Genomic DNA, 15,815 nt, shown 5'->3' on the forward strand with positions numbered 1-15,815 from the left:
ATGGCACGCATTGAACTTGACCTGGCGCATGCCTACGCGCCCAATCCGCGGCAGGACAGCGATTACGCGCTGCTACCGCTCAAGATGACGTTCGAAGATGGCGGCGCCTACGCGCTGCTGGGGCCGTCAGGCTGCGGCAAAACCACCTTGCTCAACATCATCTCGGGCTTGCTGGCACCGTCGCAGGGCAGCGTGCGCTTTGATGGCGTTGATGTGACGCGCGCATCGCCACAGGCCCGCAACATTGCGCAGGTGTTTCAGTTCCCGGTGATTTACGACACCATGACCGTGGCCGAGAATCTGGGTTTCCCACTGCGCAATCGGAAAGTTCCAGTCGCGAAAATCAACAAGCGTGTGGGTGAAATCGCCGAGATTCTGGAGATGAGCGGTCAGTTGAACCAATTGGCTGCCAATTTGTCGGCGGATCAAAAGCAAAAGATTTCGCTGGGTCGCGGCCTGGTTCGTCCCGATGTGTCAGCGGTCTTGTTTGATGAGCCGCTGACGGTGATTGATCCGCATCTGAAATGGCAGTTGCGCCGCAAGATCAAACAAATTCACCACGAGCTCAAACTGACCATGATCTATGTCACCCATGACCAGGTAGAGGCGCTGACCTTTGCCGATCAGGTGGTGGTGATGACTCGCGGACGTGCCGTGCAGGTTGGCTCAGCCGCCGAATTGTTTGAGCGCCCAAGTCACACCTTTGTGGGCCACTTCATTGGCTCGCCGGGCATGAACTTTTTGGCCGGGCAAGCGCAGCCCCATGGGTTTGAGGTGGCCGGCGTGACCTTGCCCTGGCTGACCGGGCAGTCGCCGCCGCCGGGACCTGTCAAATTGGGCATGCGCCCGGAATATGTTTCGTGGGTTGAACCCAACACACCTGGGGCGCTGCCGATGACGGTGGTGCAAGTGCAAGATGTCGGCACCCACGTGATGCTGAGCGCCCGTTGCGACGGGCAAATCGTGAAAGCACGCCTGTCGTCGGATGTTGCGCACTTCAAGCTTGGTGAAACTGTCTGGTTGCAGGTGCTGGGTGAACACAGTTGCATCTATAAAAATGAGGAGATCGTGGCATGAGCACCACCACCAAGCCAGTCAACCAGAAGGCCTGGTTGCTAATTTTGCCGGTCTTGATTTGTGTGGCCTTCTCGGCCATTGTGCCGCTGATGACCGTGGTCAATTATTCGGTGCAAGACATCATTTCGCCCGAGCGGCGGGTGTTTGTCGGGACCGAATGGTTTGCGGCGATGATGCGCGATGAAGAGTTGCACAGCGCCTTGTTGCGGCAGATGACTTTTTCACTGTCGGTGTTGGCCATCGAGCTGCCGCTGGGCATTTTGCTGGCACTGTCGATGCCAGCACAAGGCTGGAAGGCCTCGGCCGTGCTCGTCATTGTGTCGCTGTCGTTGCTGATTCCGTGGAACGTGGTCGGCACCATCTGGCAGATTTTTGGCCGCACTGACATTGGTTTGATGGGCGCGGCGCTGCAAGGGTTGGGCATTGAATACAGCTATACCGGCAACGCAACGCACGCCTGGCTGACCGTGTTGCTGATGGATGTCTGGCACTGGACCCCCTTGGTTGGTTTGTTGGGCTACGCGGGGCTGCGCTCCATTCCCGATGCCTATTACCAGGCCGCGAGCATTGACGGTGCCAGCAAATTTGCTGTGTTTCGCTACGTGCAGTTGCCCAAGATGCGCGGCGTGCTGATGATTGCCGTGCTGCTGCGCTTTATGGACAGTTTCATGATTTACACCGAACCCTTTGTGCTCACCGGCGGCGGTCCGGGCAACTCCACCACCTTTTTGTCGCAATACTTGACGATCAAAGCGGTGGGGCAGTTTGACATTGGGCCGGCGGCGGCATTCTCGTTGATCTACTTTTTGATCATCTTGCTGCTGTGTTTTATTTTGTACAACTGGATGCAGCGCGTCGGCACCCAGGCCAAGGAGGGTGCTCATGAATAAGTCGGGCTTTCAAAAACGCAACCTGTTCATGGTGGCCTACATTGTGTTTGCCTTGCTGCCGGTGTACTGGATGATCAACATGTCGTTCAAGACGAACGAAGAAATTCTGGCCAGCTTTTCGCTCTTTCCGCAGCACTTCACCTGGGCCAATTACAAAACCATCCTGACCGACCCGTCATGGTATTCGGGCTACATCAACAGCCTGATTTATGTTGGCATCAACACGCTGATCTCGATCACGGTGGCACTGCCTGCCGCTTATGCGTTCTCGCGCTACAGCTTTCTCGGTGACAAGCATGTGTTCTTCTGGTTGCTGACCAATCGCATGACGCCGCCTGCCGTGTTTTTGCTGCCGTTCTTTCAGCTCTACTCCACGGTTGGCCTGATGGACACCCACCTGGCGGTGGCCCTGGCGCACCTGCTGTTCAACGTGCCCTTGGCGGTTTGGATCATGGAGGGCTTCATGAGCGGCATTCCGCGTGAAATTGATGAAACCGCCTACATCGACGGCTATTCGTTCCCGGTATTTTTTGTCAAGATTTTCTTGCCCTTGATCAAGGCCGGCGTCGGTGTGGCGGCGTTCTTTTGTTTCATGTTCAGCTGGGTCGAGCTGCTGCTGGCGCGCACCCTGACCAGTGTCAACGCCAAGCCGATCGTGGCCATCATGACGCGCACGGTATCGGCCTCGGGCATGGACTGGGCCACGCTGGCCGCGGCTGGTGTGCTGACCATTGTGCCGGGTGCGATCGTGATCTGGTTTGTACGCAACTACATCGCCAAAGGGTTTGCGATGGGTCGGGTTTGATTAGGAGACTTCAATGTTCGAATGGATGGCCTGGACGACACCTGTCGCCGTTTTCTTCAGTTGCATTGCGCTGATGCTGTTTGGCATGACGCTGTGGGAGATCAAGTCGCCCACGGTGATGCGACGCGGCTTTTTGCCCATCGCCACCACCCGCGGCGACCGGCTGTTTATTGGGCTCTTGAGTGCCGCTTACATCAATTTGATTTTTGTCGGCCTCAGTGGCCGACTGATGGACTGGCTGAGTCTGGAGGCAGAGCCGTCCATCTGGATCAGCTTCGTGATTTCCATGGGCGCGCTGGCGCTGATCATGCGAAAAGGCTGACAAATATGGGATCGAGGATCGGCTTTTTGTCCCTGGAGCCGAAACAGCCTTCACGTCAGGGGCGTACACATCTGAGGAGATTGAACATGAAATTGCGTTATAGCGCTGTGGCGGTGGCATTGGCATGCAGTGCCATGGCAAGCCAGGGATGGGCGGACGAGGCTGCAGCCAAAAAATGGATCGATGCCGAGTTTCAGCCATCCACCCTGTCAAAAGACAAGCAAGCCGCTGAAATGAAGTGGTTTATCGATGCCGCGGCCAAGCTCAAAGCCAAGGGTGTGAACGAAATTGCGGTGGTCTCCGAGACCATCACCACTCACGAATACGAATCCAAGACATTGGCCAAGGCATTCACTGAGATCACCGGCATCAAGGTCACGCATGACCTGATTCAGGAAGGTGATGTTGTTGAGAAACTGCAGACATCCATGCAGTCTGGCAAGTCGATTTACGACGGCTGGATTTCAGACTCCGACCTGATTGGCACACACTATCGCTATGGCAAAGTCATGAATCTGACCGATTACATGACTGGCACCGGCAAAGACTTCACCAATCCCGGTATTGACCTGAAGGACTACATCGGCACCAGCTTCACGACCGCGCCCGATGGCAAGATGTACCAGTTGCCGGATCAGCAGTTTGCCAATTTGTACTGGTTTCGTGCGGACCTGTTTGCGCGAGCTGACCTGAAGGAAAAATTCAAGGCCAAATACGGTTACGACCTGGGCGTGCCACTGAACTGGAGCGCTTATGAAGACATTGCCGCCTTCTTCAGCGAGGATGTCAAAACCATCGATGGCAAGCCGATTTACGGCCACATGGACTATGGCAAAAAAGACCCATCGCTGGGCTGGCGCTTTACCGATGCCTGGCTGTCGATGGCCGGCACCGCAGACATTGGCATCCCGAACGGCATGCCGGTTGATGAGTGGGGCATCCGTGTGGCAGCTGACAAGTGCACGCCAGTGGGCGCCTCGGTGTCACGTGGCGGCGCCACCAATTCGCCAGCGGCCGTCTATGCGCTGACCAAGTACGTGGACTGGATGAAAAAGTACGCACCCAAGGAAGCCACGGGCATGACGTTTGGCGAGTCTGGGCCGGTGCCTGCGCAAGGTCAAATTGCACAACAAATCTTCTGGTACACCGCCTTTACTGCGGACATGATCAAACCCGGTTTGCCAGTGGTCAATGCTGACGGCACACCCAAGTGGCGCATGGCACCCGGCCCGAACGGCCCCTATTGGAAACAAGGGATGCAAAACGGCTACCAGGACGTGGGCTCCTGGACCTTCTTCAAGAATCACGATGCCAACAAGACCGCTGCAGCCTGGCTTTACGCCCAGTTTGTCACGGCAAAAACGGTGTCACTCAAGAAGACCCTTGTCGGCCTGACCCCGATTCGCGAGTCAGACATTCAAAGCCAGGCGATGACCGACATGGCACCCAAGTTGGGCGGTCTGGTGGAGTTTTACCGCAGCCCGGCGCGCGTGGCCTGGACACCCACCGGCACCAATGTGCCTGATTATCCGAAGCTGGCACAACTGTGGTGGAAAAACGTGGCTGTGGCTGTGACCGGCGAGAAGACGCCACAGCAAGCCATGGACAACCTGGCCGATGAAATGGACAAGGTCATGGCCCGCCTGGAGCGCGCCGGTATGGCCAATTGCCCGCCCAAGCTCAACCCCAAAGGCGACCCGAACAAGTACCTGAGCGACACGGGCGCACCCTGGAAGAAATTGGCGAACGAAAAACCAAAGGGCGAGACCATCGCATATGACACGCTACTGAGCGCGTGGAAAAACGGCAAAGTTCGCTGAACCGCATTATTTGACTGCCATGTGCTGACGAATGGCCGTGTGCGCAAGCAGCCACACGGCCATTCTTTTTCAAGGACGAAGCTGTCTTTCGCAGGGTGAAGCAATTTAAGCGATATCAACATAGCTATGAAAACAGAAAACAAAAGCCCCCTGGCGACAAATCGCGCTGACGTGATGGCAAGACTGGATCAATCAAGTCGCTACGACCTCGTCGTTGTGGGAGGTGGCGCGACAGGTTTGGGGGTCGCGCTTGACGCTGCGGCGCGTGGCTTGCAGGTTGTTTTGGTTGAATCGCACGACTTTGCCAAGGGCACCTCGTCGCGATCGACCAAGCTGGTGCATGGCGGTGTGCGTTACCTGGCGCAAGGCAATATTTCTCTGGTGCGGGAAGCCCTGCATGAGCGCACGCTGTTGTTGAATAACGCGCCTTATCTGGCGCAGCCGTTGCCGTTTGTGATGCCCACCTATCGCTGGTGGGAGGCCGGGTTCTACGGCGCGGGTTTGAAAATGTACGACCTGCTGGCGGGGCGCGCCGGCTTGGGCAAAACAGAGCTTTTGGGATGCAGGGAGACTCTGGGGTATTTGCCCACGTTGCGAGCTCAGGGGTTGCAAGGCGGGGTGAAATATTGGGATGGTCAATTCAATGATGCGCGTCTGGCCATTGTGCTGGCGCGCACGGCGGCCAGTCATGGGGCGCTGATGGTCAACTATTGCCGTGCCACCGGACTCACCTATGACAACGGCAAAGTCTCCGGTTTGATCTGCGAAGATCAACTGACGGGAACGCGGTATCAGCTCCAGAGCCCGTGTGTCGTCAATGCCACCGGGGTTTGGGTGGATGAATTGAGGCAAAAAGACGGTTTGGCTGTGCCTGGTGAGCACGGTCGTGCCACGCAGCCCATGGTGGCACCTAGCCAAGGTGTGCATATGGTGGTGGAGCGTGACTTTCTGGATGCAGATGTGGCCATGATGGTGCCCAAGACCGCCGATGGGCGCGTGCTGTTTGCTGTGCCCTGGCTCGGAAAAGTCATACTGGGTACGACCGATACACCGCGTCATGATCTGGCGCGCGAGCCAATGGCTTTCGAAGAAGAAATTGAATTTATTCTCAGCGAATCTGCCAAATTCCTGCGCCGCGCCCCCACGCGCGCAGATGTCAAAAGCATTTGGGTGGGACTGCGGCCTCTGGTCAAACCTCCGCAGGATGAGGGCGGCAGCACCAAGGGCCTGAGCCGGGAACACACGATTTTGATCAGCCGCAGCGGGATGGTGACCGTTACAGGCGGCAAGTGGACAACCTACCGCGCCATGGCTGAGGACGTGCTTGCTAAGTGTGTCGAGCACCAATTGATTGCCCCGACCCAAAAGAGCACCACAAAAAACCTGCGCTTGGTGGGCGCTGATGCGCCGTCCGCCTCGACCTCGGTGAGGCCTCTGAGCGATGCGCCAGGTTGGCACTCTTATGGTTCGGAACAGGCCTTTATCCAGACACTGCCAGGTGCCACAGAGGAGCTGTGCCCTGGCCTGACCATTGCCATGGTGCGATTTGCTGCGCGCTATGAATATGCCTTGACGGTGGAGGATGTGTTGGCCAGGCGATCACGCCTGCTGTTTCTGGATGCGCGTCTTGCCCTTGAGCTTGCCGACCGTGTGGGTGAAATATTGCGCGAGGAAACCCAAAAAGAGCCAAAAGTTCAGGAATTTCGGTCGCTGGCAGCCAATTATTTGCTGTTATCCTGAAAAAGTTCTTGTGTGGGCCCTGTTTTCAGTACATAATACGAGGCTTCGCGTTAAACCGAAGTGTCTGCCCCAACCTAACAACATGAGTGGTTCATGTTGCGTGTGACGGGCCCAAGACTGATTGAAACCAGATTCGCATTGTGCGAGTTTGCTTTTAATGCAAGTTGGGAATTAAACAAATGATCCAAACCGAATCTCGACTCGAAGTCGCCGATAACACCGGCGCCAAGTCCGTTCTGTGCATTAAGGTGCTGGGCGGATCCAAGCGTCGCTACGCCAGCGTAGGCGACATTATCAAAGTAAGCATCAAAGAAGCGGCACCCCGCGGACGCGTCAAAAAAGGCGACGTTTACAGCGCTGTGGTGGTTCGCACTGCCAAGGGCATTCGCCGCGGTGATGGCTCATTGGTCAAGTTTGATGGCAACGCAGCCGTGCTGCTCAATGCCAAGCTCGAGCCGATTGGCACCCGCATCTTTGGACCAGTGACGCGTGAGTTGCGTACTGAAAAGTTCATGAAGATCGTGTCTTTGGCACCTGAAGTTTTGTAAGGACGTCACATGAACAAGATTCGCAAAGGCGACGATGTCATCGTGCTCACTGGGCGCGACAAAGGTAAGCGTGGCAAGGTCACGTTACGCAAAGATGATTCTCACCTGATTGTTGAGGGTGTCAACATCGTCAAGAAGCACGCCAAACCCAACCCGATGAAGGGTGAGGCTGGCGGCATTGTTGAAAAAACCATGGCTATTCACCAGTCCAATGTTGCAATTTTTAATGCAGCAAGCGGCAAGGCTGATCGCGTGGGCATCAAATTGCAGGCTGATGGCAAGCGCGTTCGCGTTTACAAGTCCAGCGGCGAAGAAATCAAGGTGGCATGAAAATGGCTCGTTTGCAACAACTCTATCGTGAAAAACTGGCACCCGAATTGATTGCCAAATTTGGCTACAAATCGCCCATGCAAGTGCCGCGCCTGACCAAAATCACGCTCAACATGGGTGTGAGCGAAGCGGTGGCTGACAAGAAGGTCATGGATCATGCTGTTGAAGACATGGCAAAAATCGCCGGTCAAAAACCTGTCGTGACGATGTCGAAAAAAGCCATTGCCGGTTTCAAGATTCGTGAGAATCAAGCCATTGGTTGCATGGTGACATTGCGCGGTGCCCAGATGTACGAATTCCTCGATCGCTTTGTCACAGTGGCTTTGCCCCGTGTTCGTGACTTCCGTGGTATCTCGGGTCGTTCGTTCGACGGCCGGGGCAACTACAACATCGGCGTGAAAGAGCAAATCATTTTCCCTGAAATTGAGTACGACAAGGTTGATGCCTTGCGCGGTCTCAACATCAGCATCACAACAACGGCCAAGAATGATGACGAGTGCAAAGCTCTTCTCGCTGGTTTCCGTTTTCCCTTCAAGAACTGAGGTGATCTGTGGCTAAGATGGCTTTAATCCAACGCGAACTCAAGCGCGACAAACTGGTTGCCAAGTACGCAAAAAAACATGCGGAATTTAAGGCGATTTCTACGGATGCAAAGCGCACGGACGAAGAGCGCGCTGCGGCACGCCTTGCTCTGCAGGCACTGCCCCGTAACGCAAACCCAACCCGGCAGCGTAACCGCTGCGCCATCACTGGGCGTCCACGCGGTACGTTTCAGCAATTTGGCTTGGCACGTGCAAAGATTCGCGAAATGGCTTTTGCTGGTGAAATCCCCGGCATTGTCAAGGCCAGCTGGTAATCGGTAGGAGAAATAGATATGAGTATGAGTGATCCGATCGCCGACCTGTTGACCCGCATTCGCAATGCGCAAATGGTTGCAAAAACTTCTGTTCGTGTGCCTTCTTCCAAAGTGAAGGTCGCGATTGCCCAAGTCCTGATGGACGAGGGTTACATTGATGGATTCAAGGTTAACCCAGCTGAGGGCAAGCCCGAGCTGGAAATCGCCTTGAAGTATTACGCTGGTCGTCCGGTGATTGAGCGTATCGAGCGCGTCAGCCGCCCTGGTCTGCGCGTGTACCGTGGCAGCGATGCCATTCCGCAAGTTCAAAACGGCCTGGGTGTGGCAATTGTCACGACGCCCAAGGGTGTCATGACTGACCGCAAGGCGCGCGCTACCGGTGTCGGTGGCGAAGTACTTTGCTACGTCGCTTAAAGCGTGACATTGAGAGGAAATACAAAATGTCTCGTATAGCAAAAATGCCCGTGACCATCCCTGCTGGGGTTGAGGTGACGGTTGGTGAGCAAAACGTCAGTGTCAAGGGTGTCGGCGGCTTGCTGACCCTGAAGCAAAACACGCTGGTCAAGATTTCCAGCGACGCTGGCAACCTCAGTTTCTCTGCTGCCAATGAAACGCGTGAAGCAGATGCGATGGCCGGTACCATGCGCCAGTTGGTCAACAACATGGTGGTCGGCGTCAGTAAAGGCTTCGAGAGAAAATTGAGCCTGATTGGTGTGGGCTACAAAGCGCAGGCGACTGGTAGCAAGCTCAATTTGACGGTGGGTTATTCTCACCCGGTCAACATTGACATGCCTGCTGGCATCACGGTTGCAACCCCCACCCCGACAGAAGTCTTGATCAAAGGTGCTGACCGCCAGCGCGTTGGTCAGATCGCAGCTGAAATTCGTGCGGTTCGACCGCCTGAGCCTTACAAAGGCAAGGGCATTCGGTATGCCGACGAAAAAGTCGCTATCAAAGAAACCAAAAAGAAATAAGGATCTGCAACATGTTGAGCAAAAAAGAGCAGCGTCTTCGCAGAGCCCGTCAAACCCGTATTCGTATCGCCCTTCAAGGCGTTGCGCGTTTGACGGTCAATCGTACCAATCTGCATATTTACGCCAGTGTTATTTCTGGCGATGGCAGCAAGGTTTTGGCCACCGCATCAACGGCAGAAGCCGAAGTGCGTCAGTCATTGGGCGGATCTGGTAAAGGTGGCAATGTTGCTGCTGCCCAGGTCATTGGTAAGCGTTTGGCTGAAAAGGCAAAGGCTATTGGTGTTGAAAAAGTAGCGTTTGATCGTGCAGGATTTGCGTACCATGGCCGCGTGAAAGCGCTGGCTGATGCGGCACGCGAAGCTGGCTTGCAGTTCTAAGCAGATCGGAAATTAAGATGGCTAAAGTACAAGCAAAAATGCAAGGTAAGGCTGAAGGGCCTGAGGATGGTCTGCGCGAAAAGATGATCGCGATCAACCGGGTCACGAAAGTGGTCAAAGGCGGTCGTATTCTGGGTTTCGCTGCGCTGACCGTGGTTGGTGATGGTGATGGCACTGTCGGCATGGGCAAGGGAAAATCGAAAGAAGTGCCTGCAGCTGTGCAAAAGGCCATGGAAGAAGCACGTCGCAACATGGCCAAAATGTCGCTCAAGAATGGCACCATTCACCACAAGGTGATGGGTCATCACGGCGCGGCTTCGGTCATGGTAGCGCCCGCTCCCAAAGGAACCGGCATCATCGCTGGCGGTCCAATGCGCGCCGTTTTTGAGGTCGTTGGCATTACCGATATTGTGGCCAAGAGCCACGGTTCGTCGAACCCTTACAACATGGTTCGCGCCACGTTGGATGCGCTGTCCAATGCCACAACGCCTTCAGTTGTTGCCGCCAAGCGCGGCAAGACCATCGAAGAAATTTTTGCCTGATTGGAGTCCTCAAAATGACAACGCAAAAAAAAGTGACAGTGCAACTCGTGCGCAGCCCCATCGGCTGTGCAGAGTCGCATCGCGCCACTGTTCGCGGTTTGGGTTTGCGCAAGATTCGCAGCACCAGCGAACTGGTGGACACACCTGAAGTCCGCGGCATGATCAACAAGATCAGCTATTTGGTCAAAGTGCTTTAAGAGGTAAATGATGGAACTCAATAGCATAAAGCCGGCTGACGGCGCAAAACATTACAAACGACGTGTCGGTCGCGGCATCGGTTCAGGCCTTGGTAAAACGTCAGGTCGTGGCCACAAAGGTCAAAAATCGCGCGCTGGTGGTTATCACAAGGTCGGTTTTGAGGGCGGTCAAATGCCCATGCAGCGCCGTCTTCCCAAGCGAGGCTTCAAGTCTGCGTCGCTGAAATTCAACGCTGAAGTCACATTGTCTGCACTGAATTTGCTCGACGTGACTGATATCGATGTGCTCGTGCTCAAGCAGGCCGGTTTGGTGGGTGAGTTGGCCAAGGTGGTCAAGATCATCAAGACGGGCGAAGTTACCAAGGCATTCAAGCTCAATGGTGTTGGTGCCACGGCAGCCGCCAAATTGGCGATTGAAGCTGCCGGCGGCAGCCTTGCTTAACTCAAATTCAGGACTGGTGTAAGTGGCTACTAGCTCGGCTCTCTCGGCAAAAGCAGACAAGTACGGCGATTTGCGTCGTCGTCTGATCTTTTTGTTGCTCGCTCTCGTGGTGTACCGCGTTGGTGCGCATATCCCTGTGCCCGGCATCGACCCGGTTCAGTTGCAACAGTTTTTCAAGGGTCAGCAAGGCGGTATCCTGGGCATGTTCAACATGTTTTCCGGTGGTGCCTTGTCAAGATTTACCATATTCGCTTTGGGGATCATGCCGTATATCTCGGCCTCGATCATCATGCAGTTGATGGGTTATGTGGTGCCTGCTTTTGAGCAGCTTAAGAAAGAAGGCGAAGCAGGCCGGCGCAAGATAACCCAGTACACACGCTACGGCACGCTGGGCCTGGCGTTGTTCCAGTCGCTGGGAATTGCCGTCGCTTTGGAAAGTTCTGCTGGTTTGGTAATTTCACCCGGTTTTGGTTTTCGTATGACTGCCGTGGTCACCTTGACCGCAGGTACTTTGTTTTTGATGTGGTTGGGTGAGCAAATCACCGAGCGTGGACTGGGGAACGGTATCTCGATTCTGATCTTTGCGGGTATTGCTGCTGGTCTGCCCAGTGCCATAGGCGGTCTGTTGGAATTGGTTCGTACGGGTGCCATGAGTATCATCGTTTCTCTTCTGATTGTTGTGCTGGTTGGCTTGGTAACTTATTTTGTTGTTTTTGTCGAGCGTGGCCAACGCAAGATACTGGTGAATTATGCGAGACGCCAAGTGGGTAACAAGGTGTACGGCGGCCAATCGTCGCATCTCCCGCTCAAGCTGAATATGGCGGGTGTGATTCCACCTATTTTTGCCTCTTCCATCATACTGCTCCCGGCTACTGTGGTTGGCTGGTTCAGTGCAGGAGAGTCGATGCGCTGGCTCAAAGACATTGCTGGTTCCTTGACACCAGGACAACCTATTTACGTGATGCTTTACGCTGCGGCTATTATTTTCTTCTGCTTCTTTTATACGGCGCTGGTATTCAATAGTCGCGACACGGCTGATAACCTGAAGAAGAGTGGTGCGTTCGTTCCCGGGATTCGACCCGGTGACAACACAGCCAAATATATAGATAAAATTTTGCTTCGGTTGACCTTTGTCGGCGCCATCTACATTACCCTTGTGTGCTTGTTGCCGGAATTCCTGATACTGAAATACAACGTACCGTTTTACTTTGGTGGCACGTCGCTGCTGATTATTGTGGTCGTGACCATGGACTTTATGGCCCAGGTACAAAATTATCTGATGTCTCAGCAGTATGAGTCTTTGCTTAAAAAAGCCAACTTTAAGGCGACTTGAGGTTAATTAATATGGCTAAAGACGACGTTATTCAAATGCAGGGCGAGATTGTTGAAAATCTGCCTAATGCCACCTTCAGGGTCAAGCTTGAAAATGGACACATAGTTCTGGGACATATTTCCGGCAAGATGCGCATGCACTACATAAGAATTTTGCCGGGAGACAAAGTCACGGTAGAACTTACACCTTACGATTTGAGCAGGGCACGCATTGTGTTCCGCGCCAAGTAGTTTTAACTGTTTAAGAATTGTTTAGGAGAATGCAATGAAAGTTTCGGCTTCGGTAAAGAAAATTTGCCGCAACTGCAAAATTATTCGACGCAAAGGCGTTGTTCGTGTGATCTGTACGGATCCGCGACACAAGCAGCGTCAGGGTTAATTGCAAGAGTTATAGAGGACCAAAATGGCACGTATCGCTGGTATTAATATTCCGCCGCAAATGCACTCTGAAATTGGCTTGACCGCTATTTTCGGTATTGGACGTAGTCGCGCTCGCAAGATTTGTGAATCTTGTGGTATCGACTACTCAAAAAAGATCAAGGATTTGACTGATTCTGATCTTGAAAAAGTGCGTGATGAAGTCGCAAAATTCACCATCGAGGGTGATTTGCGCCGTGAAACCACCATGAACATCAAGCGTTTGATGGATATTGGTTGCTATCGTGGCTTTCGTCACCGTCGTGGCTTGCCGTTGCGCGGTCAGCGCACGCGTACCAATGCGCGTACGCGTAAAGGACCTCGCAAAGCTGCGCAATCGCTCAAGAAATAACAGGCACTGAAAGAACATTATGGCTAAAGCACCCGCCAATAACGCAGCTCAGCGCGTACGTAAAAAAGTTCGCAAGAACATTGCCGACGGTATCGCGCACGTTCATGCTTCTTTTAACAATACCATCATCACGATCACGGATCGTCAGGGCAATTCACTTGCCTGGGCGTCCTCCGGTGGCCAGGGCTTCAAAGGCTCTCGCAAATCCACTCCTTTTGCCGCTCAGGTGGCTTCTGAAGTGGCGGGTCGTACTGCGATTGAACAAGGCATCAAGAATCTTGATGTCGAAATCAAAGGCCCCGGTCCTGGTCGCGAGTCTTCGGTTCGTGCCTTGGCTGCCCTGGGTATCCGCATCAATATGATCGCCGATGTGACACCTGTACCGCACAACGGTTGCAGGCCGCAAAAGCGTCGCCGTATTTAATTTATAAACCAAGCCCACCGCCAATGTGTTCGCACATTGGCTCCCGCTTTTTCGAGCGGTAGCTGATCAAAAGGAAATTCAAGTGGCACGTTTTTTAGGCCCAAAAGGCAAACTCTCTCGCCGTGAAGGCACCGATCTTTTTCTCAAGAGCGCTCGTCGTTCCATCGGCGACAAAGTCAAATTTGACTCCAAGCCAGGTCAACATGGCCGTACTTCGGGGGCTCGAACCTCTGATTTTGGCATCCAATTGCGTGAAAAACAAAAAGTCAAGCGCATGTACGGTGTTCTTGAAAAGCAGTTTCGTCGGTATTTCGAAGAAGCTGATCGCCGCAAGGGCAATACCGGTGCCAATTTGTTGACTTTGCTTGAAACGCGTCTCGACAACGTGGTTTACCGCATGGGGTTCGGCTCGACTCGCGCCGAATCGCGCCAACTCGTTTCTCACAAAGCCATTCTGGTGAACTCAAAGTCGGTCAATATTCCTTCCTATCTGGTCAAGGCCGGTGATGTAGTTTCTGTTCGTGAAAAATCAGCCAAGCAAAATCGCGTTGTCGAGGCCTTGCAGTTGGCGCAACAGGTTGGCATGCCTGCATGGGTGGAGGTGAATGTTGAAAAGGCCGAAGGCGTATTTAAGTTGGTCCCTGATCGTGATCAATTTGCAGCAGATGTGAATGAATCACTGATTGTCGAGTTGTATTCACGTTAAGTGCAATCAGCCTATGTTTTTGCAACCGATGGTTTATTGCTCGTCAGTTGCATCGTAAGCCTTTTTCGGTGTTTATTGCCGCGGGTATTCAGAGGATTTATACATGCAAAATATATTACTAAAACCTAAGGCCATCAATGTTGAGCAGTTATCTACCAACAGGGCTAAAGTTGTACTAGAACCTTTTGAAAGAGGTTATGGGCACACATTGGGTAATGCGTTGCGCCGGGTTTTGCTTTCATCAATGCCGGGCTATGCACCTACCGAGGTAACCATTGCCGGTGTTCTGCACGAATATTCTTCGATCGATGGAGTTCATGAAGACGTTGTTAATATCCTGCTCAACCTCAAAGGCATAGTTTTCAAGCTGTACAACCGTGACGAAGTCACATTGAGCTTGCGTAAGGATACCGAGGGGGTTGTGTCTGCCGGAGACATCCAGACACCGCACGACGTGGAAATCATCAATCCTGATCATGTGATTGCCAATTTGGCCCACGGTGGAAAACTTGACGTTCAGATCAAGGTGGAGCGCGGTCGCGGCTATGTGCCTGGAACCTTGCGTCGTCATCTTGATGACACCACCAAGTCGATTGGTCGGATTGTTCTGGATGCCTCTTTTTCTCCGGTCAAGCGCGTCAGCTACACGGTGGAGAGTGCTCGGGTTGAACAGCGTACCGATCTGGATAAATTGATTCTTGATATCGAAACCAACGGCGCGCTCACCGCTGAAGATGCAGTACGTGCTTCTGCCAAAATTCTGATCGAGCAGATGGCGGTTTTCGCCCAGCTCGAAGGTGGAGATGTTGATTCCATTATTGCTTCACCGGTTCGAGGCGGTAGTTCCAACTTCGATCCCGTGCTGCTGCGCCCGGTGGATGAGCTTGAGTTGACGGTCCGCTCTGCGAACTGTCTGAAGGCTGAAAACATCTATTACATCGGCGACTTGATACAACGCACTGAAAACGAGTTGTTGAAGACACCAAATCTGGGCAGAAAATCCCTCAATGAGATCAAGGAAGTTCTGGCTTCCCGTGGCTTGACTTTAGGGATGAAGCTTGAAAGCTGGCCACCTGTTTCTCTTGAGAAAAAATAGTCTCATAAATTATCAATGTGACATGAACAGTACCTGATACGGCTGTTTTAATTAAATAAAGGAATCCACTATGCGTCACGGCCTTGGTCTTCGTAAATTAAATCGCACTTCTTCCCATCGTTTGGCGATGTTGCGTAACATGATGAATTCGCTGATTGAGCACGAGGTGATCAAAACCACTGTGCCAAAAGCCAAAGAATTGCGGCGCGTGGTCGAGCCCATGATTACCTTGGCCAAGACGGCAACGCTGGCTAACCGGCGTCTGGCTTTTGACCGGCTGCGTGATCGCGACTCGGTTGTCAAATTGTTCAATGTGTTGGGTCCCCGTTTCAACGCCCGTCCAGGTGGTTACACGCGGATTCTGAAAATGGGTTTCCGTGTCGGTGACAACGCGCCCATGTGCCTCGTTGAATTGGTTGATCGGGGCCCGGAAACCGTTTCTCCAGAAGCTGAAACAGCCGCCTAATCGGCTATAATGCACACTTACCGCGCGATGGAGCAGTCTGGTAGCTCGTTGGGCTCATAACCCAAAGGTCGGAGGTTCAAATCCTTCTCGCGCAACCAATAA

The 15,815-nt window shown here is 53.4% G+C and carries 24 protein-coding genes and 1 tRNA gene; all 25 read left to right on the forward strand.

Translation table 11 applies throughout. From position 1 onward, the window contains the following. The 25 genes from IBX54_RS03685 (at position 1) to IBX54_RS03805 (ending at position 15,811) form a co-directional block, all read left to right on the forward strand. Positions 1 to 1,077 carry an ABC transporter ATP-binding protein gene (locus IBX54_RS03685; protein WP_296541311.1) on the forward strand — a complete coding sequence of 359 codons (1,077 nt, stop codon included), beginning with the start codon at positions 1 to 3 and terminating at the stop codon, positions 1,075 to 1,077. Then, a complete protein-coding gene (locus IBX54_RS03690) occupies positions 1,074 to 1,967 on the forward strand; it encodes a carbohydrate ABC transporter permease (RefSeq protein WP_296541312.1) in 894 nt (297 codons plus the stop codon). Before IBX54_RS03685 ends, IBX54_RS03690 begins: the two co-directional genes overlap by 4 nt. After that, positions 1,960 to 2,772 carry a carbohydrate ABC transporter permease gene (locus IBX54_RS03695; RefSeq protein WP_296541313.1) on the forward strand — a complete coding sequence of 271 codons (813 nt, stop codon included), beginning with the start codon at positions 1,960 to 1,962 and terminating at the stop codon, positions 2,770 to 2,772. Before IBX54_RS03690 ends, IBX54_RS03695 begins: the two co-directional genes overlap by 8 nt. Positions 2,773 to 2,785: 13 nt before the next feature. Then, complete coding sequence (locus IBX54_RS03700) at positions 2,786 to 3,094, forward strand: DUF2160 domain-containing protein (RefSeq protein ID WP_296541314.1); 309 nt, start codon at positions 2,786 to 2,788, stop codon at positions 3,092 to 3,094. A gap of 86 nt (positions 3,095 to 3,180) precedes the next feature. Continuing rightward, on the forward strand, positions 3,181 to 4,914 hold the full coding sequence (locus IBX54_RS03705; RefSeq protein WP_296541315.1) for an ABC transporter substrate-binding protein: 1,734 nt from the start codon (positions 3,181 to 3,183) through the stop codon (positions 4,912 to 4,914). Positions 4,915 to 5,040: 126 nt separating this feature from the next. Then, on the forward strand, positions 5,041 to 6,654 hold the full coding sequence (locus IBX54_RS03710) for a glycerol-3-phosphate dehydrogenase/oxidase (protein WP_296541316.1): 1,614 nt from the start codon (positions 5,041 to 5,043) through the stop codon (positions 6,652 to 6,654). Between the two features lie 179 nt (positions 6,655 to 6,833). Then, the gene (gene rplN / locus IBX54_RS03715) at positions 6,834 to 7,202 is read left to right on the forward strand and encodes a 50S ribosomal protein L14 (protein WP_296541317.1); all 369 of its coding nucleotides are present in this window, start codon (positions 6,834 to 6,836) and stop codon (positions 7,200 to 7,202) included. A gap of 9 nt (positions 7,203 to 7,211) precedes the next feature. Then, on the forward strand, positions 7,212 to 7,532 hold the full coding sequence (rplX, locus tag IBX54_RS03720; RefSeq protein WP_296541318.1) for a 50S ribosomal protein L24: 321 nt from the start codon (positions 7,212 to 7,214) through the stop codon (positions 7,530 to 7,532). 2 nt (positions 7,533 to 7,534) lie between these two features. Further along, positions 7,535 to 8,074, forward strand: a complete 540-nt coding sequence (gene rplE / locus IBX54_RS03725; protein ID WP_296541319.1) for a 50S ribosomal protein L5 — start codon at positions 7,535 to 7,537, stop codon at positions 8,072 to 8,074. An 8-nt stretch (positions 8,075 to 8,082) separates the two neighbouring features. Further along, entirely contained in the window at positions 8,083 to 8,388 is a 306-nt protein-coding gene (gene rpsN / locus IBX54_RS03730) for a 30S ribosomal protein S14 (protein WP_296541320.1), read from the forward strand. A gap of 18 nt (positions 8,389 to 8,406) precedes the next feature. Beyond that, on the forward strand, positions 8,407 to 8,802 hold the full coding sequence (gene rpsH, locus IBX54_RS03735) for a 30S ribosomal protein S8 (RefSeq protein ID WP_296541321.1): 396 nt from the start codon (positions 8,407 to 8,409) through the stop codon (positions 8,800 to 8,802). 26 nt (positions 8,803 to 8,828) lie between these two features. Next, entirely contained in the window at positions 8,829 to 9,362 is a 534-nt protein-coding gene (rplF, locus tag IBX54_RS03740; RefSeq protein ID WP_296541322.1) for a 50S ribosomal protein L6, read from the forward strand. 11 nt (positions 9,363 to 9,373) lie between these two features. After that, a complete protein-coding gene (gene rplR / locus IBX54_RS03745; RefSeq protein WP_296541323.1) occupies positions 9,374 to 9,739 on the forward strand; it encodes a 50S ribosomal protein L18 in 366 nt (121 codons plus the stop codon). Positions 9,740 to 9,756: 17 nt separating this feature from the next. Continuing rightward, positions 9,757 to 10,281 (forward strand): 30S ribosomal protein S5, encoded by a 525-nt coding sequence (gene rpsE, locus IBX54_RS03750; RefSeq protein ID WP_296541324.1) that lies wholly within the window; start codon positions 9,757 to 9,759, stop codon positions 10,279 to 10,281. 14 nt (positions 10,282 to 10,295) lie between these two features. Continuing rightward, complete coding sequence (rpmD, locus tag IBX54_RS03755) at positions 10,296 to 10,478, forward strand: 50S ribosomal protein L30 (RefSeq protein ID WP_296541325.1); 183 nt, start codon at positions 10,296 to 10,298, stop codon at positions 10,476 to 10,478. A 10-nt stretch (positions 10,479 to 10,488) separates the two neighbouring features. Continuing rightward, positions 10,489 to 10,920, forward strand: coding sequence for a 50S ribosomal protein L15 (gene rplO, locus IBX54_RS03760; protein WP_296541334.1), 432 nt, complete (start codon positions 10,489 to 10,491; stop codon positions 10,918 to 10,920). A gap of 22 nt (positions 10,921 to 10,942) precedes the next feature. Then, a complete protein-coding gene (gene secY / locus IBX54_RS03765) occupies positions 10,943 to 12,253 on the forward strand; it encodes a preprotein translocase subunit SecY (RefSeq protein ID WP_296541326.1) in 1,311 nt (436 codons plus the stop codon). Between the two features lie 11 nt (positions 12,254 to 12,264). After that, positions 12,265 to 12,483 carry a translation initiation factor IF-1 gene (gene infA, locus IBX54_RS03770; protein ID WP_223907181.1) on the forward strand — a complete coding sequence of 73 codons (219 nt, stop codon included), beginning with the start codon at positions 12,265 to 12,267 and terminating at the stop codon, positions 12,481 to 12,483. Positions 12,484 to 12,517: 34 nt separating this feature from the next. Continuing rightward, positions 12,518 to 12,631, forward strand: a complete 114-nt coding sequence (gene rpmJ, locus IBX54_RS03775) for a 50S ribosomal protein L36 (protein WP_012348927.1) — start codon at positions 12,518 to 12,520, stop codon at positions 12,629 to 12,631. A 24-nt stretch (positions 12,632 to 12,655) separates the two neighbouring features. Continuing rightward, complete coding sequence (gene rpsM, locus IBX54_RS03780) at positions 12,656 to 13,021, forward strand: 30S ribosomal protein S13 (protein WP_296541327.1); 366 nt, start codon at positions 12,656 to 12,658, stop codon at positions 13,019 to 13,021. 19 nt (positions 13,022 to 13,040) lie between these two features. Further along, entirely contained in the window at positions 13,041 to 13,445 is a 405-nt protein-coding gene (rpsK, locus tag IBX54_RS03785; protein WP_296541328.1) for a 30S ribosomal protein S11, read from the forward strand. A gap of 82 nt (positions 13,446 to 13,527) precedes the next feature. Then, positions 13,528 to 14,151, forward strand: a complete 624-nt coding sequence (rpsD, locus tag IBX54_RS03790) for a 30S ribosomal protein S4 (RefSeq protein WP_296541329.1) — start codon at positions 13,528 to 13,530, stop codon at positions 14,149 to 14,151. A 103-nt stretch (positions 14,152 to 14,254) separates the two neighbouring features. Continuing rightward, positions 14,255 to 15,247, forward strand: a complete 993-nt coding sequence (rpoA, locus tag IBX54_RS03795) for a DNA-directed RNA polymerase subunit alpha (RefSeq protein ID WP_296541330.1) — start codon at positions 14,255 to 14,257, stop codon at positions 15,245 to 15,247. A gap of 70 nt (positions 15,248 to 15,317) precedes the next feature. After that, a complete protein-coding gene (gene rplQ / locus IBX54_RS03800; RefSeq protein WP_296541331.1) occupies positions 15,318 to 15,713 on the forward strand; it encodes a 50S ribosomal protein L17 in 396 nt (131 codons plus the stop codon). A gap of 21 nt (positions 15,714 to 15,734) precedes the next feature. Next, positions 15,735 to 15,811 (forward strand) — tRNA-Met (locus IBX54_RS03805). The last annotated feature ends 4 nt before the right edge of the window (positions 15,812 to 15,815 follow it).

Source organism: Rhodoferax sp. (assembly GCF_014859475.1).
Classification (GTDB): domain Bacteria; phylum Pseudomonadota; class Gammaproteobacteria; order Burkholderiales; family Burkholderiaceae_C; genus Rhodoferax.

Coding starts and splice junctions, on each gene's coding strand:
- rplQ (WP_296541331.1), top strand. CDS start 15,318: ATGCGTCACGGCCTTGGTCTTCGTAAATTAAATCGCACTTCTTCCCAT.
- IBX54_RS03690 (WP_296541312.1), top strand. CDS start 1,074: ATGAGCACCACCACCAAGCCAGTCAACCAGAAGGCCTGGTTGCTAATT.
- rpsH (WP_296541321.1), top strand. CDS start 8,407: ATGAGTATGAGTGATCCGATCGCCGACCTGTTGACCCGCATTCGCAAT.
- rpmD (WP_296541325.1), top strand. CDS start 10,296: ATGACAACGCAAAAAAAAGTGACAGTGCAACTCGTGCGCAGCCCCATC.
- IBX54_RS03705 (WP_296541315.1), top strand. CDS start 3,181: ATGAAATTGCGTTATAGCGCTGTGGCGGTGGCATTGGCATGCAGTGCC.
- infA (WP_223907181.1), top strand. CDS start 12,265: ATGGCTAAAGACGACGTTATTCAAATGCAGGGCGAGATTGTTGAAAAT.
- rpmJ (WP_012348927.1), top strand. CDS start 12,518: ATGAAAGTTTCGGCTTCGGTAAAGAAAATTTGCCGCAACTGCAAAATT.
- rplF (WP_296541322.1), top strand. CDS start 8,829: ATGTCTCGTATAGCAAAAATGCCCGTGACCATCCCTGCTGGGGTTGAG.
- rplO (WP_296541334.1), top strand. CDS start 10,489: ATGGAACTCAATAGCATAAAGCCGGCTGACGGCGCAAAACATTACAAA.
- rpoA (WP_296541330.1), top strand. CDS start 14,255: ATGCAAAATATATTACTAAAACCTAAGGCCATCAATGTTGAGCAGTTA.
- rplX (WP_296541318.1), top strand. CDS start 7,212: ATGAACAAGATTCGCAAAGGCGACGATGTCATCGTGCTCACTGGGCGC.
- rplR (WP_296541323.1), top strand. CDS start 9,374: ATGTTGAGCAAAAAAGAGCAGCGTCTTCGCAGAGCCCGTCAAACCCGT.
- rpsM (WP_296541327.1), top strand. CDS start 12,656: ATGGCACGTATCGCTGGTATTAATATTCCGCCGCAAATGCACTCTGAA.
- IBX54_RS03700 (WP_296541314.1), top strand. CDS start 2,786: ATGTTCGAATGGATGGCCTGGACGACACCTGTCGCCGTTTTCTTCAGT.
- IBX54_RS03710 (WP_296541316.1), top strand. CDS start 5,041: ATGAAAACAGAAAACAAAAGCCCCCTGGCGACAAATCGCGCTGACGTG.
- rpsK (WP_296541328.1), top strand. CDS start 13,041: ATGGCTAAAGCACCCGCCAATAACGCAGCTCAGCGCGTACGTAAAAAA.
- IBX54_RS03685 (WP_296541311.1), top strand. CDS start 1: ATGGCACGCATTGAACTTGACCTGGCGCATGCCTACGCGCCCAATCCG.
- IBX54_RS03695 (WP_296541313.1), top strand. CDS start 1,960: ATGAATAAGTCGGGCTTTCAAAAACGCAACCTGTTCATGGTGGCCTAC.
- rplN (WP_296541317.1), top strand. CDS start 6,834: ATGATCCAAACCGAATCTCGACTCGAAGTCGCCGATAACACCGGCGCC.
- rpsE (WP_296541324.1), top strand. CDS start 9,757: ATGGCTAAAGTACAAGCAAAAATGCAAGGTAAGGCTGAAGGGCCTGAG.
- rplE (WP_296541319.1), top strand. CDS start 7,535: ATGGCTCGTTTGCAACAACTCTATCGTGAAAAACTGGCACCCGAATTG.